This is a genomic window from Streptomyces sp. NPDC046881, from assembly GCF_040645015.1.
Taxonomy (GTDB): Bacteria; Actinomycetota; Actinomycetes; order Streptomycetales; family Streptomycetaceae; genus Streptomyces.
This window is the reverse complement of record NZ_JBEYXJ010000054.1, coordinates 1-12855: the sequence shown is the minus strand read 5'-3', so window position 1 is coordinate 12855 and position 12855 is coordinate 1. Positions and strand designations below refer to the sequence as shown.

Annotated in this window: 11 protein-coding genes; 10 read left to right on the top strand and 1 reads right to left on the bottom strand. The window is 72.9% G+C overall.

Annotated elements, in window-relative coordinates:
- Nucleotides 1-285 precede the first annotated feature (285 nt).
- Complete coding sequence (locus tag ABZ923_RS24175) at nucleotides 286-810, top strand: hypothetical protein (RefSeq protein ID WP_361475286.1); 525 nt, start codon at nucleotides 286-288, stop codon at nucleotides 808-810.
- Here ABZ923_RS24175 and ABZ923_RS24170 read toward each other — a convergent pair.
- On the bottom strand, nucleotides 786-1739 hold the full coding sequence (locus tag ABZ923_RS24170) for a serine hydrolase (protein ID WP_361475284.1): 954 nt from the start codon (nucleotides 1737-1739) through the stop codon (nucleotides 786-788). The genes ABZ923_RS24175 and ABZ923_RS24170 overlap by 25 nt on opposite strands.
- Before the next feature lie 185 nt (nucleotides 1740-1924).
- Here ABZ923_RS24170 and ABZ923_RS24165 point away from each other — a divergent pair, with 185 nt between their 5' ends.
- The 9 genes from ABZ923_RS24165 to ABZ923_RS24125 all read left to right on the top strand — a co-directional run bounded on the left by ABZ923_RS24165 (nucleotide 1925) and on the right by ABZ923_RS24125 (nucleotide 12693).
- Entirely contained in the window at nucleotides 1925-2869 is a 945-nt protein-coding gene (locus ABZ923_RS24165) for a hypothetical protein (RefSeq protein ID WP_361475282.1), read from the top strand.
- A gap of 100 nt (nucleotides 2870-2969) precedes the next feature.
- Complete coding sequence (locus ABZ923_RS24160; RefSeq protein ID WP_361475280.1) at nucleotides 2970-4433, top strand: 3' terminal RNA ribose 2'-O-methyltransferase Hen1; 1464 nt, start codon at nucleotides 2970-2972, stop codon at nucleotides 4431-4433.
- Nucleotides 4430-6973 (top strand): polynucleotide kinase-phosphatase, encoded by a 2544-nt coding sequence (locus tag ABZ923_RS24155; RefSeq protein ID WP_361475278.1) that lies wholly within the window; start codon nucleotides 4430-4432, stop codon nucleotides 6971-6973. Before ABZ923_RS24160 ends, ABZ923_RS24155 begins: the two co-directional genes overlap by 4 nt.
- Before the next feature lie 47 nt (nucleotides 6974-7020).
- Nucleotides 7021-7164, top strand: a complete 144-nt coding sequence (locus tag ABZ923_RS24150) for a hypothetical protein (protein WP_361475276.1) — start codon at nucleotides 7021-7023, stop codon at nucleotides 7162-7164.
- Between the two features lie 2 nt (nucleotides 7165-7166).
- Nucleotides 7167-9014, top strand: coding sequence for a RiPP maturation radical SAM C-methyltransferase (locus ABZ923_RS24145; protein WP_361475274.1), 1848 nt, complete (start codon nucleotides 7167-7169; stop codon nucleotides 9012-9014).
- Nucleotides 9011-9550: a DUF5825 family protein gene (locus ABZ923_RS24140; protein ID WP_361475272.1), complete on the top strand. Its 540-nt coding sequence runs from the start codon at nucleotides 9011-9013 to the stop codon at nucleotides 9548-9550. Before ABZ923_RS24145 ends, ABZ923_RS24140 begins: the two co-directional genes overlap by 4 nt.
- A 154-nt stretch (nucleotides 9551-9704) precedes the next feature.
- Complete coding sequence (locus ABZ923_RS24135) at nucleotides 9705-10346, top strand: hypothetical protein (protein ID WP_361475270.1); 642 nt, start codon at nucleotides 9705-9707, stop codon at nucleotides 10344-10346.
- 20 nt (nucleotides 10347-10366) lie between these two features.
- Entirely contained in the window at nucleotides 10367-11947 is a 1581-nt protein-coding gene (locus ABZ923_RS24130) for a hypothetical protein (protein ID WP_361475268.1), read from the top strand.
- Entirely contained in the window at nucleotides 11944-12693 is a 750-nt protein-coding gene (locus ABZ923_RS24125; RefSeq protein WP_361475266.1) for a TIR domain-containing protein, read from the top strand. Before ABZ923_RS24130 ends, ABZ923_RS24125 begins: the two co-directional genes overlap by 4 nt.
- Nucleotides 12694-12855 lie beyond the last annotated feature (162 nt).

Sequence of the window (12855 nt, the reverse complement as noted above, 5' to 3'; positions counted from 1 at the left end):
CGTGGCCGCCGGTCGTCCGTCGGGTTTCGCGTCGCGCGCAGCCGTTGGCTGACCGCCGGTCTCCGTGTCGCGCGTCGCCCCCGGCCGCGCGCCGCTCCCCGCGTCCCGCGCTCACGGGTCGCCGGCCGGTCGCCGCGTCCCGCTCCGCCGGTCGTCTGTCGGGTTTCGCACCGCGCGTCGTGCGCCGCCGGGTGTTCGCCGGCCAGGGCGGGGTGTGACAAGGCTGTGGCCGGAACTGTGGCTTCCACCACGGTTCCGGCCCCGCGGCGCTGGTGGGATCGGCCGATGTACGACGACTCCCCGCTCAGCATCCTGCTCGCCCTGCTCAGCCTCCCGGTCTGGCTCGCGGTGCCCGTCTGGATGATCGCCGTGATCGGCAAACTGGTATCCGTGGCGCTGCCCGGCCGGCGCCCGGACTGGCGGCCGGACCTGCTGCGCTGGTCGGCGTGGATGGCGGGCTGGGCCGCCGTCATGCTCTACCTGCTGGGCGCCGGATCGGTCGCGTTCTCCGTGCACGACTCCTCCTCCGGTGCGGACTCCACACCGGCCCAGGAGTGCCGCGACGACTTCCCGCCCGGGGTGCTCGTCGGCCAGCGGGCCTCCTTCGTGCCGCTCCGCTTCGACTGCGTCCTCGCGGACGGCAGCACCCACCCGAGCAGCCCCCTGTACTTCTGGGCCAACACGTGTGTCGTCGCGCTGGCCCTGGCCGCCGCGGCCCTCCGGGTGGGCGCCGGCCGGGCGGCCCAGGCGTTGCCGGGGGGACCCGGTGGTCCCCCCGGCGAGGCTCAGCCGCGCTGGGTGAAGCCGTAGTCGAGGATCTTCGTCGCGTCCTTGAAGCGCTGGTCCGGCGACGTGTCCGCGAGGATCGTGCCCACGACCGTCTTCGAGCCGCGGGTGGCCGCGAACACCAGGCAGAACTTCGCCTCCGGCCCGGAGCCGGTCTTCACGCCGAACGCGCCCCGGTACGAGCCGAGGAGCTTGTTGGAGTTGTTCCACGGCTTCATGGCGTGCGTGCCGCCGCCGGGCCGGTACGACTTCATGTCGTCGTAGACCTTCGTCCCGACGACCTTCTTGAACGTCTTGTTCTTCAGCGCGACCCCGGCCAGCTTGGCCAGATCGCGCGGCGAGGAGTAGTTCCTGCCGTTGGACACCCCGTCGAAGGAGTCGAAGTGGGTGTTCCTCAGGCCGAGTTCACGCGCCTTGGCGTTCATCTTGCCGATGAAGGACTTGGTGCGCTGGGCCGTCGTCGAGCCCGTGCCGTAGGTGTCCGCCAGCGCGTAGGCCGCGTCGCAGCCCGAGGGGAGCAGCAGGCCGTACAGCAGGTCGCCGACCGACATCGAGTCGCCGAGGAGCAGGCTGGCGCTGGAGTAGCGCTGCTGGTGCGTGACCGGGTCGATGACGTAGTCGGTGTACTCCCTCTTGATCTTCACCTTCTTCCCGAGGTTCACGTTGCGCTGCGACAGCACCACCAGCGCTGTCATGATCTTGGTCGTGGAGCCGGTGCGCAGCCGGCCGTCCGGCGCCTTGCCGAAGAGCTGCTTGCCCGTGGCCGCGTTCATGGCGTACGCGCCCTGGGCCGGCACCTGCGGCGCCGCCGCGGCGGAGCGCGGGGCGGAGGCCGCGGCCGGCGTCGCCGCCTGGGCGGGAGCGGTCGCGAGGACGCCGGCGCCGAGGACGGCTCCGGCCGTCAGCACGACGGCGGCTCTGCGGCGTCCGCGGATCCCCTTGCCGTGGGTCATGGTTTCCCCCTTCTGTCACTGGTCAGTTGACGAGGGGTCACTCCATCAGTTTCGGGGCCCGGGAGCCGTAATGGAGATCACATGAAGGACACGCGGAGTTCACAACAGACCAACGGTGGACACCATGCGGCGGAACTGTGGGCTCCGCCACAGCGCACATGATCTCCGGCTGATCGGATGACCCGGTGCGCAAACTCCTCCCCCTCGCCCTCACCGGCCTGCTCGCCGTGTCGGCCTGCCAGTTCGCCGGCGACGACGACCCCGACGGCGAGGCCCGCCGCCTCAACACCATGAAGTCGTTCCCGCTGAACGCCTACATCCCTGACGCGACGACCCGTGACGGCAAGGCGGTCGGCACGGCGCAGTGGATCCTCGCCAGGAAGTGCATGGTCCGGCTCGGTTTCACCGGCTTCAAGACGCTCGACATCAGGACGGTCGAGTCGACCTACCCGGTGCGGCAGGGCACCCTCACGAGCAGCGGCAGCATGGTCGGCGACGCCACCCCCTACGGCGTGGACGACCCCGACCTGGCGGCCGAGCACGGCTACCACAACGCGCGGCGGGACGAGTCCGACAGCCAGCCCATGGAGTGGCCGGCCGACCAGTACGCGGCCCTCACCGGCACCTTCGAGTCCGGCGACAGCCACCGCGCGCACGGCAACCCCATCCCGAAGAAGGGGTGCATGGGGGAGGCGCTCGGGAAGATCTACGGCCCCGAGCCCAAGCCCACCGAGATCGGTGGCGTGCGGCTGAGCGGCTACTACTCGCTCCCCGCGCAGTACTGGTACATGGCGCACAAGGAGGCGCGGAAGGACCCCGCCTGGAAGAAGGCCGACCGCGCGTGGTCGAAGTGCATGAAGGAGAAGGGCTTCCGCTACAGCGACCCGGACCAGGCCTCCACCGACTCCGACTGGTACCGCGGCGACGACCCGTCGGCCAAGGAGAAGAAGACCGCCGTCGCGGACGCCCGCTGCAAGCTCGACACCGAGTACATCCAGGCGGTGCACGCCGTCGAGAGCCGCGCGCAGAAGAAGACCATCACCGAGAACAAGAAGGCGCTGGAGGACCGGCAGGCCGACGACCGGCGGGCCATGGCGGCCGCCCGGGAGATCGTCGACGCCGCGTCCTGAGCGAGGACCCCGCGCCGCACCCCGGCCGGTCCGCCACGGACCGGCCGCCGCGTGGAAAACCGGTGGTCGGCCGGGGTGCCGACCAGGGAGACTCGACCGCATGTTCGTGACGATCTCCACCACCGGTACGGCCGGGAACCCGGCCACCGACCTGGGGTACCTGCTGCACAAGCACCCCGGCAGGGCACAGGCCTTCTCCACCTCGTACGGCACGGCGCACGTCTTCTACCCCGAGGCGGACGCCGAGCGCTGCACGGCCGCGCTGCTGCTGGAGATCGACACGGTCGCGCTGGTCCGGCGGGGCAAGGGCAAGGGCCGCGGCGGCGCACCCGACGCCGCCCTCGCGCAGTACGTCAACGACCGCCCCTACGCGGCCTCCTCGCTGCTCGCCGTCGCGCTGGGCAACGTCTTCTCCAGCGCCCTGCGCGGGGTGTGCGCCGCCCGCCCGGAGCGGGCCGCCGCACCCCTGCCCCTGCGCATCGAGGTGCCGGCGCTGCCCGCCCGCGGCGGGGCGGCCCTGGTACGCGGGCTCTTCGAACCGCTCGGCTGGACCGTCACCGCCGACCCCGTGCCGCTCGACACCGCGTTCCCGGAGTGGGGCGACTCGCGGTACGTGCGGCTGGTGCTGGAGTCGGACCGGCTGACCCTCGCCCAGGCCCTGCGCCACCTGTACGTGCTGCTGCCGGTGCTGGACGACGCCAAGCACTACTGGGTCTCCGCCGACGAGGTCGACAAGCTGCTGCGGGCCGGCGAGGGCTGGCTGGCCGAGCACCCGGAGCAGACGCTGATCACCAGCCGGTACCTCGCGCGCCGCTGGTCGCTGACCCGGCAGGCGAGGGAGCGGCTGGAACTGGTGCGGCTCGCGGAGGCCGACGACAGCGAGGTGGAGGACCTCGACAACGCCGTCGCGGACGACACCGAGGCCGAGGAGAAGCCGACCCCGCTCGCCGTGCGGCGCCGGGAAGCGATCACCGAGGCGCTGCGCGCGTCCGGCGCGGCCCGCGTCCTCGACCTCGGCTGCGGACAGGGCCAGTTGGTGCAGGCGCTGCTCAAGGACGTGCGGTTCACCGAGATCGTCGGCGTCGACGTGTCGGTGCGCGCCCTGACCGTCGCCGCCCGGCGGCTGAAGCTGGACCGCATGGGCGAACGCCAGGCCGCGCGCGTCCGGCTCGTCCAGGGCTCCCTCGCCTACACCGACAACCGGCTCAAGGGCTACGACGCCGCCGTGCTGAGCGAGGTCGTCGAACACCTCGACCTGCCCCGGCTGCCCGCCCTGGAGTACGCCGTGTTCGGGCACGCCCGGCCGCGCACGGTCGTCGTGACCACCCCGAACGTCGAGTACAACGTCCGCTGGGAGAGCCTGCCCGCCGGACACGTCCGGCACGGCGACCACCGCTTCGAGTGGACCCGCGCGGAGTTCCGCGACTGGGCGGCGACCGTGGCCGAACGGCACGGCTACGAGGTCGCGTTCACCCCCGTCGGCGACGAGGACCCCGAGGTGGGCCCGCCCACCCAGATGGCCGTGTTCACGATCAGGAACGAGAAGGAGGCGAAGGCGGCATGACCGGTACACAGCACAAGGGGCGGACCCTGCCCGTCACCGACCTCTCCCTCGTCGTCCTCGTCGGCGCCTCGGGATCCGGCAAGTCCACCTTCGCCCGACGGCACTTCAAGCCCACCGAGGTGATCTCCTCCGACTTCTGCCGCGGCCTGGTGGGCGACGACGAGAACGACCAGAGCGTCACCCGGGACGCCTTCGACGTCCTGCACTACATCGCCGGCAAGCGGCTGGCCGCCGGCCGCCGCACCGTCGTGGACGCCACCAGCGTGCAGCAGGACGCCCGGCGCCGGCTGATCGAGCTGGCGAAGCAGCACGACGTCCTGCCCATCGCCATCGTGCTGGACATGCCGGAGGAGGTGTGCGCCGAGCGCAACGCGGCTCGCACCGACCGGGCCGACATGCCCCGCCGGGTCATCCAGCGGCACATCCGCGAACTGCGCCGCTCGCTGCGCCACCTGGAGCGCGAGGGCTTCCGCAAGGTGCACGTCCTGCGCGGGGTGCAGGAGGCCGAGAACGCCACCGTCGTCACCGAGAAGCGCTTCAACGACCTGACCCACCTCACCGGCCCCTTCGACATCATCGGCGACATCCACGGCTGCTCCGCCGAACTGGAGGCCCTGCTGGCCGAGCTGGGCTACGCCGACGGGGTGCACCCGGACGGCCGTACCGCCGTGTTCGTCGGCGACCTGGTCGACCGCGGCCCGGACAGCCCCGGCGTGCTGCGCCGCGTCATGGCGATGGTGAAGTCGGGCAACGCGCTGTGCGTCCCCGGCAACCACGAGAACAAGTACGGCCGTCACCTCAGGGGCCGCAAGGTCCAGCACACCCACGGACTCGCCGAGACCATCGCGCAGATGGAGGGCGAGAGCGAGGAGTTCAAGGCGGAGGTCCGGCAGTTCCTGGACGGACTGGTCAGCCACTACGTCCTGGACGGCGGCAGGCTGGTGGTCTGCCACGCCGGCCTGCCCGAGAAGTACCACGGCCGCACCTCCGGCCGGGTCCGCTCGCACGCCCTGTACGGCGACACCACCGGCGAGACCGACGAGTTCGGGCTGCCCGTGCGCTACCCGTGGGCGGAGGACTACCGGGGCCGCGCGGCCGTGGTGTACGGCCACACCCCGGTGCCCGAGGCCACCTGGCTCAACAACACCATCTGCCTGGATACCGGTGCCGTGTTCGGCGGCAAGCTCACCGCGCTGCGCTGGCCGGAGCGCGAGCTGGTCGACGTACCGGCCGAGCGGGTCTGGTACGAGCCGGCGCGGCCGCTGCGCACCGAGGCGCCCGGCGGGCACGACGGACGGCCGCTGGACCTGGCGGACGTGCACGGCCGGCGGGCCGTGGAGACCCGGCACGCGGGCAGGGTGGCGGTCCGCGAGGAGAACGCGGCGGCGGCCCTGGAGGTCATGAGCCGCTTCGCGACCGACCCGCGCCTGCTGCCGTACCTGCCGCCGACCATGGCCCCCACGGCGACCTCGCGGGTCGACGGCTATCTGGAGCACCCGGAGGAGGCCTTCGCGCAGTACGCGCGGGACGGGGTCGAGCGGGTGGTGTGCGAGGAGAAGCACATGGGCTCCCGGGCCGTGGCCCTGGTCTGCCGGGACGCGGAGGCGGCGCGGAAGCGGTTCGGTGCGGACGGCCCCACGGGTTCGCTCTACACCCGTACCGGGCGGCCGTTCTTCGACGACGCGGAGGTGACCGAGGAGATCCTCGGCCGGCTGCGCTCGGCGATCGACGGCGCCGGACTGTGGGACGAACTGGCCACCGACTGGCTGCTGCTGGACGCCGAGCTGATGCCGTGGTCGCTGAAGGCCTCGGGACTGCTGCGCGGCCAGTACGCGGCCGTCGGCGCCGCCTCCGGCGCGGTGTTCCCGGGCGCGCTGGCCGCCCTGGAGGCCGCGGCCGCGCGCGGTGCGGACGTGGGCGGCCTGCTCACCCGGCAGCGGGAGCGGGCCGCCGACGCCGCCGCGTTCACCGCGGCCTACCGCCGCTACTGCTGGACCACCGAGGGCCTGGACGGCGTCCGGCTGGCCCCCTTCCAGCTGCTGGCGGTCCAGGGCCGCAGCCTCGCCGCGCTGCCGCACGACGAGCAGCTGGCGCTGATCGACCGGCTGGTGGAGCACGACGGCACCGGACTGCTGCAGACCACCCGGCGGCTGTACGTCGACACCGGCGAGCCGGAATCGGTGCGCGCGGGCGTCGACTGGTGGCTGGAGATGACCGGCCGGGGCGGCGAGGGCATGGTCGTCAAGCCGCTCGGCGCGCTCGTGCGCAACGCCGAGGGCCGGCTGGTGCAGCCCGGCGTCAAGTGCCGGGGCCGCGAGTACCTGCGGATCATCTACGGTCCGGAGTACACCCGGCCGGACAACCTGGCCCGGCTGCGGCAGCGGTTCCTGAACCACAAGCGCTCGCTGGCCCTGCGCGAGTACGCCCTCGGCCTGGAGGCCCTGGACCGGCTCGCGGACGGGGAGCCGCTGTGGCGGGTGCACGAGGCGGTGTTCGGGGTGCTGGCGCTGGAGTCGGAACCGGTCGACCCGCGGCTGTGACCCGGGCCGTCACGGGACGCCCTTGTGCCGCACACACATCTGTCCATATGGTGGACAGCCGTGCGGCGCAAGGGCGTTCGCGGGCCGCGAGGGGAGTGGCGATCGTGGAGATCAAGAAGGTCGTGGTCCGGGAGGACCAGGGCGGCACCACCCGACGGCCGGCGATCCTGGAGAAGCGGCCGACCCGCTGAGCATGCGCGTCCACCTGGTCACGATGCCGTGGCACCCGCTCGACCTGCCCTCGCTGCAACTGGGCCTGCTCAACCGGATCGTGCGGCAGGCCCGCCCCGGCGACGAGGTCACCGAGTTCCACGGCTCCCTGCGCTGGGCGGAGTTCCTGCTGGAGCACTCCGGCGGCCGGCTGCGGCCGGGGGACTGCGTGGCGGTCGGCAGCGACGCGATCTTCCACGGCCTCGGCGACTGGGTCTTCTCCGGCGCCCTGTACGACGACCCCGGCTGGGGCACGGCCCGGCTGCGGGAGTACGCGGCCGACCGGGGCGTCCTCATCGACACGGCCCTGGAGATGCGCCCGTACGCGGCCCCGTTCGTCGACGCCTGCGCCACCGAGATCCTGGCCGCCGGCCCGGACGTGGTCGGGTTCACCACCACCTTCATGCAGAACGTGCCGTCCCTCGCCCTGGCCCGCGAACTCAAGCGGAGGCGACCGGAGCTGGTGACCGTCTTCGGCGGCAGCAACTGCGACGGGCCGATGGGCCACGCCCTGCACCGCACGCACCCGTTCGTCGACCACGTGGTCCGCGGTGAGGCCGAGTACGCCTTCCCGGCGCTGTTACGCCACCTGGACGCGGGCACCGCGCCCGTGGACGTCCCCGGCCTGTGCTGGTGGGACGGCACGGTGTCCCGGGCCAACACCGAGACCCGGCGTACCGTAGCCCCGGCCGACATACCCTCGCCCGACTACGACCAGTGGCAGGCCGCCCTGGACGCCTCCCCGGTCCAGGAGTACATCCACCCGAAACTCGTCGTGGAAGGGGCCCGGGGCTGCTGGTGGGGCGAGAAGCACCACTGCACCTTCTGCGGGCTGAACGGTTCCGCCATGGCCTTCCGGGCCAAACCGGGGGAGCGGCTGTGGACGGAGATCGACCGGCTGGTGCGCCGCCACCGCCTGCTCGACGTGGTCACCGTCGACAACATCATCGACATGGCCTACTTCCGCGACTTCCTGCCCCGGGTGGCGGCCGGCGGCTGGGACCTGCGGCTGCACTACGAGGTCAAGTCCAACCTCACCCCCGCCCAGCTCCGGCTCCTCGGCGAGTCCGGCACCGTGCACATCCAGCCCGGCATCGAGAGCCTGGGCAGCCGCGTCCTGGACCTCATGGCCAAGGGCGTCACCGGCGCCCGGAACGTGCGCACCCTGCGCGAGTGCGAGAACCACGCCCTGACCTGCTCCTGGAACCTGCTGTACGGCTTCCCCGGCGAGCGCGCCGACGACTACACGCCCGTCATCGACCAGCTCCCCGCCCTGGTCCACCTCCAGCCGCCCAGCGGCGCCCACCGCATCCAGCTGGAGCGGTTCAGCCCGCACTTCAGCGACCCGGCCCTCGGCTTCGGCAAGCGCCGCCCGGCCGCGATGTACCAGCACGTCTACGACCTGCCCGAGGACGAACTCGCCGATCTGGTCTACCTGTTCGACACCGAGCCCGCGGGAATCGGCGGCCCGGTCGAGCGCCGGCTGCAGGAGGCGGTGGCCGCCTGGCGGGCCGGGCACGCGCACTCCCGGCTGCTGTTCGAGGAGGACGGCGCCCGGCTGCTGGTGCACGACCGCCGGCACGGCCGGCCCCACGCCACCCATCGCTTCACCGGCTGGCGGGCGGCCGCCCTGCGCCGCCTGGAGGACGGCCGGACCGTGGCCGCACTGCACCGGCTGCTGACCGCCGACGGCCACGGGATGCCGGTGGCGGCCCTGGAGGCATGGGTGCACGAGGCCTTCGGGCTGGGCCTGCTGTTCCGCGACGGCGCCACCTTCGTCTCCCTGCCGACCTGGGGCGAGCCGGTCCGGCTGCCCGAGGGGGCCGGATGAGCGGGCTGCCCGGCACCGTGCCGCACCGGCGCAGCGGGCGCCGCGTCGAGGCCGCCGTACCGCTGGACCTGAGCGGCGCGGGGCGTGCGACGGCGGAGGCGGTGCGGTTCCTGCGCGAGTGCCAGGGCCTGGGCCTCGGCGTGGACTGGCGGGCGACGGGCCCACCGCCGTACGACCCCCGCATGCTGCACCACCTCCCGCCGCCCGCGGAACTCCCGGGCAACGCGGGCCTGTTGGCGTCCTGGCGGGCCGGACACGCCCACGGTGTCCTCTACCACCGGCGCGGCCCGGACTTCGTCACGGTCCTGGACCGCAGGGAGCGGGGCACGGCCGTCCGGCTGACCCTGGACCACCCCGCACTGCACGCCACGTTCCTACGGCTACTGGAGCCCACGCCCGTCGCGGACCTGGACGCCACCGGACGGGAGGCACTGGGGCTGCTCACGGCCGAGCGGCTGGTGCTGTCCCGCGGCGGCTGGGCGGTGACCCTGCCCCCGCGCATCCGGCAGTGGCCGGTGCCCTGCACCGCCATCTGAACACCTGCTCGACACACACCCGGCGCGTGGTGGATCGGAAGCGCATCGGAAGCGCGAAACCGGTCCCGGCCCGACGGATGTCGGGCAGAGTGACTGTCGTCATACCGACGGAACGAGCGAGATCCCGGACGTCTGCCGGGAGTTGCGAGGACCCATGAACCACACCTACGAGCCGCCGAGCCTCTTACCCGCCGGCGGCAGGGAGCGGACGTACGCACTGCTCATCGGTGGTGTCCCCTTTCTGCTGATCCTGCTCATGGGCCTCGTGCCCCACCTGGACACGGAGGACGGCGGATCCGGGACGCCGTCCGTCGACGGCGGCTACTCGGGCAGCTACTCCGGCGGCTACCCGGGCGGCTACTCCGGCGACTACGACCCGTCGTCCTCGAACACGCCGGCACCGGACAGCTCCACGGCGTACGAGACGCCGACCTGGACGCCCACCGACAGCGCCGTCCCCACGGACACCGCTTCCACCACGGCCGGAGCCGGGAGCACCGAGGCGGCCGACGGCCCCGCCGGCACGGTGACCCGCTTCTTCGAGGCCATCAACCAGGGCGACTACGCGACCGCCTGGGACCTGGGCGGCAAGAACCTCGACGCGTCCTACACCACCTTCGTGTCGGGCTTCGCCACCACCCAGCGGGACGACGTCACCATCGAGTCCGTGCAGGGCGACACGGTCCGGGTGCAGCTCCTCGCCCGGCAGACCGACGGCACGCAGAAGTCGTACAGCGGCCGGTACACCGTGGCCGACGGTGTCATCACCGAGGCCTCCATGACCCCCACCGGCTGAGCAGAGCGGAGCGAGAAACAATGGCGAGCGACTTCCTCACCGTGCCCGCCCCGCCGCCGGAACCAGGCGGACCGGTCGCGGCCCGCCCGGCGCCGGACGCGACGAGCAACGCCACCCGGCTGCTGTGCGCGGGCACCTACCTCGACCCGGTCTACCGCGCCGGTGTCATCCGCGAGCTGCTGACCCACCGGTACCGGGTGGTGGCCCCGTCGTACGGCTACGACGCGGTGCCCGTGCTCGCGCACGCGCTGGCGGCACGCCGGCTGCAACGCATCCGGCTGGCCGTGCTCGCCGCGGGCGCCGCCGTCACCTTCCTCCTCATGGCCCTCGGCGCGCTGAACGGGTTCACCGCGCTGCTGGCCGTGCTCTGGCTGCTGTGGATCACCGCGTTCCTGCGGCGGGTCGTCACCCTGCAGACGCTGACGCGCCGGCTGTCCGCTCCCGGCGGGGCGGGACGCCGGGGCCGCGGGTTCGACGGTTCGTACCCCGAACACGCCGAGCTGACGCCCGAGCTGGTGGCCAAGATCAAGCGGGAGCAGACCTCGGACGGCACGGTGATCCGCTACGGCGGCTACAAGCCGTTCGTCGGCGCGGGCTCGCAGGTGCGCCGCTGGTCCAACGCGGAACTGCTGATCGGCGCGCCGCTCGGGGTGTTCGACGGCCGGCCGGGCGCGCCCGCGGCACCCGGCGCCACCGGGCAGGAGCCCCGGCGCAAGGAGGTCGTCCCCTTCACCGTCGAGGAACTGACCGCCTACGTCGCCGACCGCATGACCGCCCGGCTGCGCGCCCAGGCCCGCCCGACCCAGCGGATCGAGGGCCTCGCCGTGGAGCGCAGCACCTTCACCACGGCCGTCACGACGCTGCGGGGCGTGGCCGAACCGACCCCCGAGCAGCTCGACGAGCTCGACGGCCGGTGGGCGGACGTCCACGACACGGGACGCACCTATCTGTGCATCCGGGTGGGCTCCTGGGACCAGGAGCTGGTCACCACGGCGTTCGTGGGCTTCGACCTCAAGGGGAACACCCTGCACACCGAGTTCTACTCGTACGTGCTGGCGCCGGTCCGGGCGAGCTTCCAGCTGGTGGACCGGCTGCCCGCCGCCCTGGACGAGCGGCTGCTGCTCAGGCTGGCCTGGCACACCGTGCGCGGCACGCACCACTCCGCGGTGCGGTCGGCCGCGGCCAAGGCGGCGGGTGCCCGGCTGCTGCCGCGGCTGCCGTGGGCCAAGGAGCGCATCCGGGTGCCGCAGCCGGCCGACAGCAGCGAGTTCGGCCTCGGCCGCTACGCGGACGCCGTGCTCAACCGGGGAGCGGTCACCAGCGTCCGGGAGATGGCGACCAGCCCCCACTTCCACGTCTTCTTCCAGGAGACCGACACCATCAAGTACACCCAGATCGTGGAGCGCCAGTTCCTCCACGTCGTCCGTGACTTCCTGTACGAGCACAACGTGGACCTGACGGAGCACGAGGCCCGCCAGACGAACATCCTCAACAACTACGGGCACAACAACAGCTTTGTCAGCGGGGACAACAACACCACCAACTCGGGCACGCAGAACTTCGGCGGCCCGGCCGGCGGTCAGGGGGCGGGAGCCGCATGACGCACACCTCCACGGGCGGCAACAGCAGCGACTACGGAAGCAGCAACGACTTCGGGCGGAACAACAGCTTCGTCACCGGGAACAACAACACCACCAACTCGGGGACGCAGAACTTCCACGTCCCCGCCCCCGCCCGCGCCGTCCGCCAGGTACGCCCGGACCAGGGCGGCTCGGGCCCGGCCCCGGACCGCCGGCGCAACGTCTTCGTCGTCCACGGGCGCGACGAGGAGGTGCGGCTCAGGATGTTCGACCTGCTGCGCCTGCTCGATCTGCGCCCGCTGGAATGGGAGGACCTGGTCAAGGCCACCGGACAGACGGCGCCCTTCCTCGGCGAGGTCGTCGCCGGGGCGCCCGCGCTGGCCCAGGCGGCCCTCGTCCTGCTCACCCCGGACGACATCGTCCAGCTCCACCCCGACCTGCACGGCAGGAGCGAGCCGCCGTACGAGACCGAGCCCACCGGGCAGCCCCGGCCCAACGTGCTCATCGAGCTGGGCATGGTGCTGATGGCCTACCCGGAGCGCACCCTGATGGTCGAGGTCGGGGAACTGCGCACGATCGCCGACATCGCCGGCCGGAACGTCATCCGGTTCGACGGCACGGAGGCCGCCCTGCGCAAGATCGCCGAGCGGCTGAAGCTGGCGGGCTGCGCGGTCGACGACACCCGCTCCGACTGGCTCCAGACCTGGCCGTACCGCCACCTGTCGGCGTACGGCCGCACCGGCCGGGGGACTCCGCCGGCCCGCTGAGCCGCGGTACGGGCCCGGTGGTCGTCCACGGTCGGGGGACGGGCCCGTACCGCTTCACCTCACGCCACCGCGGCGGGGGCCGCCCCGGGGGGGGGGGCCCCCGGGCCCCGCGAGCCGGGCAGGTGAGGGGGGTGGGATACCTGCCCGGAGGGAAATGGCCTG

Excerpts from the sequence above, each read along its gene's own strand:
- ABZ923_RS24175 (WP_361475286.1), top strand. The coding sequence starts at position 286 with ATGTACGACGACTCCCCGCTCAGCATCCTGCTCGCCCTGCTCAGCCTC.
- ABZ923_RS24170 (WP_361475284.1), bottom strand. The coding sequence starts at position 1,739 with ATGACCCACGGCAAGGGGATCCGCGGACGCCGCAGAGCCGCCGTCGTG.
- ABZ923_RS24160 (WP_361475280.1), top strand. The coding sequence starts at position 2,970 with ATGTTCGTGACGATCTCCACCACCGGTACGGCCGGGAACCCGGCCACC.
- ABZ923_RS24155 (WP_361475278.1), top strand. The coding sequence starts at position 4,430 with ATGACCGGTACACAGCACAAGGGGCGGACCCTGCCCGTCACCGACCTC.
- ABZ923_RS24150 (WP_361475276.1), top strand. The coding sequence starts at position 7,021 with ATGGTGGACAGCCGTGCGGCGCAAGGGCGTTCGCGGGCCGCGAGGGGA.
- ABZ923_RS24145 (WP_361475274.1), top strand. The coding sequence starts at position 7,167 with ATGCGCGTCCACCTGGTCACGATGCCGTGGCACCCGCTCGACCTGCCC.
- ABZ923_RS24140 (WP_361475272.1), top strand. The coding sequence starts at position 9,011 with ATGAGCGGGCTGCCCGGCACCGTGCCGCACCGGCGCAGCGGGCGCCGC.
- ABZ923_RS24135 (WP_361475270.1), top strand. The coding sequence starts at position 9,705 with ATGAACCACACCTACGAGCCGCCGAGCCTCTTACCCGCCGGCGGCAGG.
- ABZ923_RS24130 (WP_361475268.1), top strand. The coding sequence starts at position 10,367 with ATGGCGAGCGACTTCCTCACCGTGCCCGCCCCGCCGCCGGAACCAGGC.
- ABZ923_RS24125 (WP_361475266.1), top strand. The coding sequence starts at position 11,944 with ATGACGCACACCTCCACGGGCGGCAACAGCAGCGACTACGGAAGCAGC.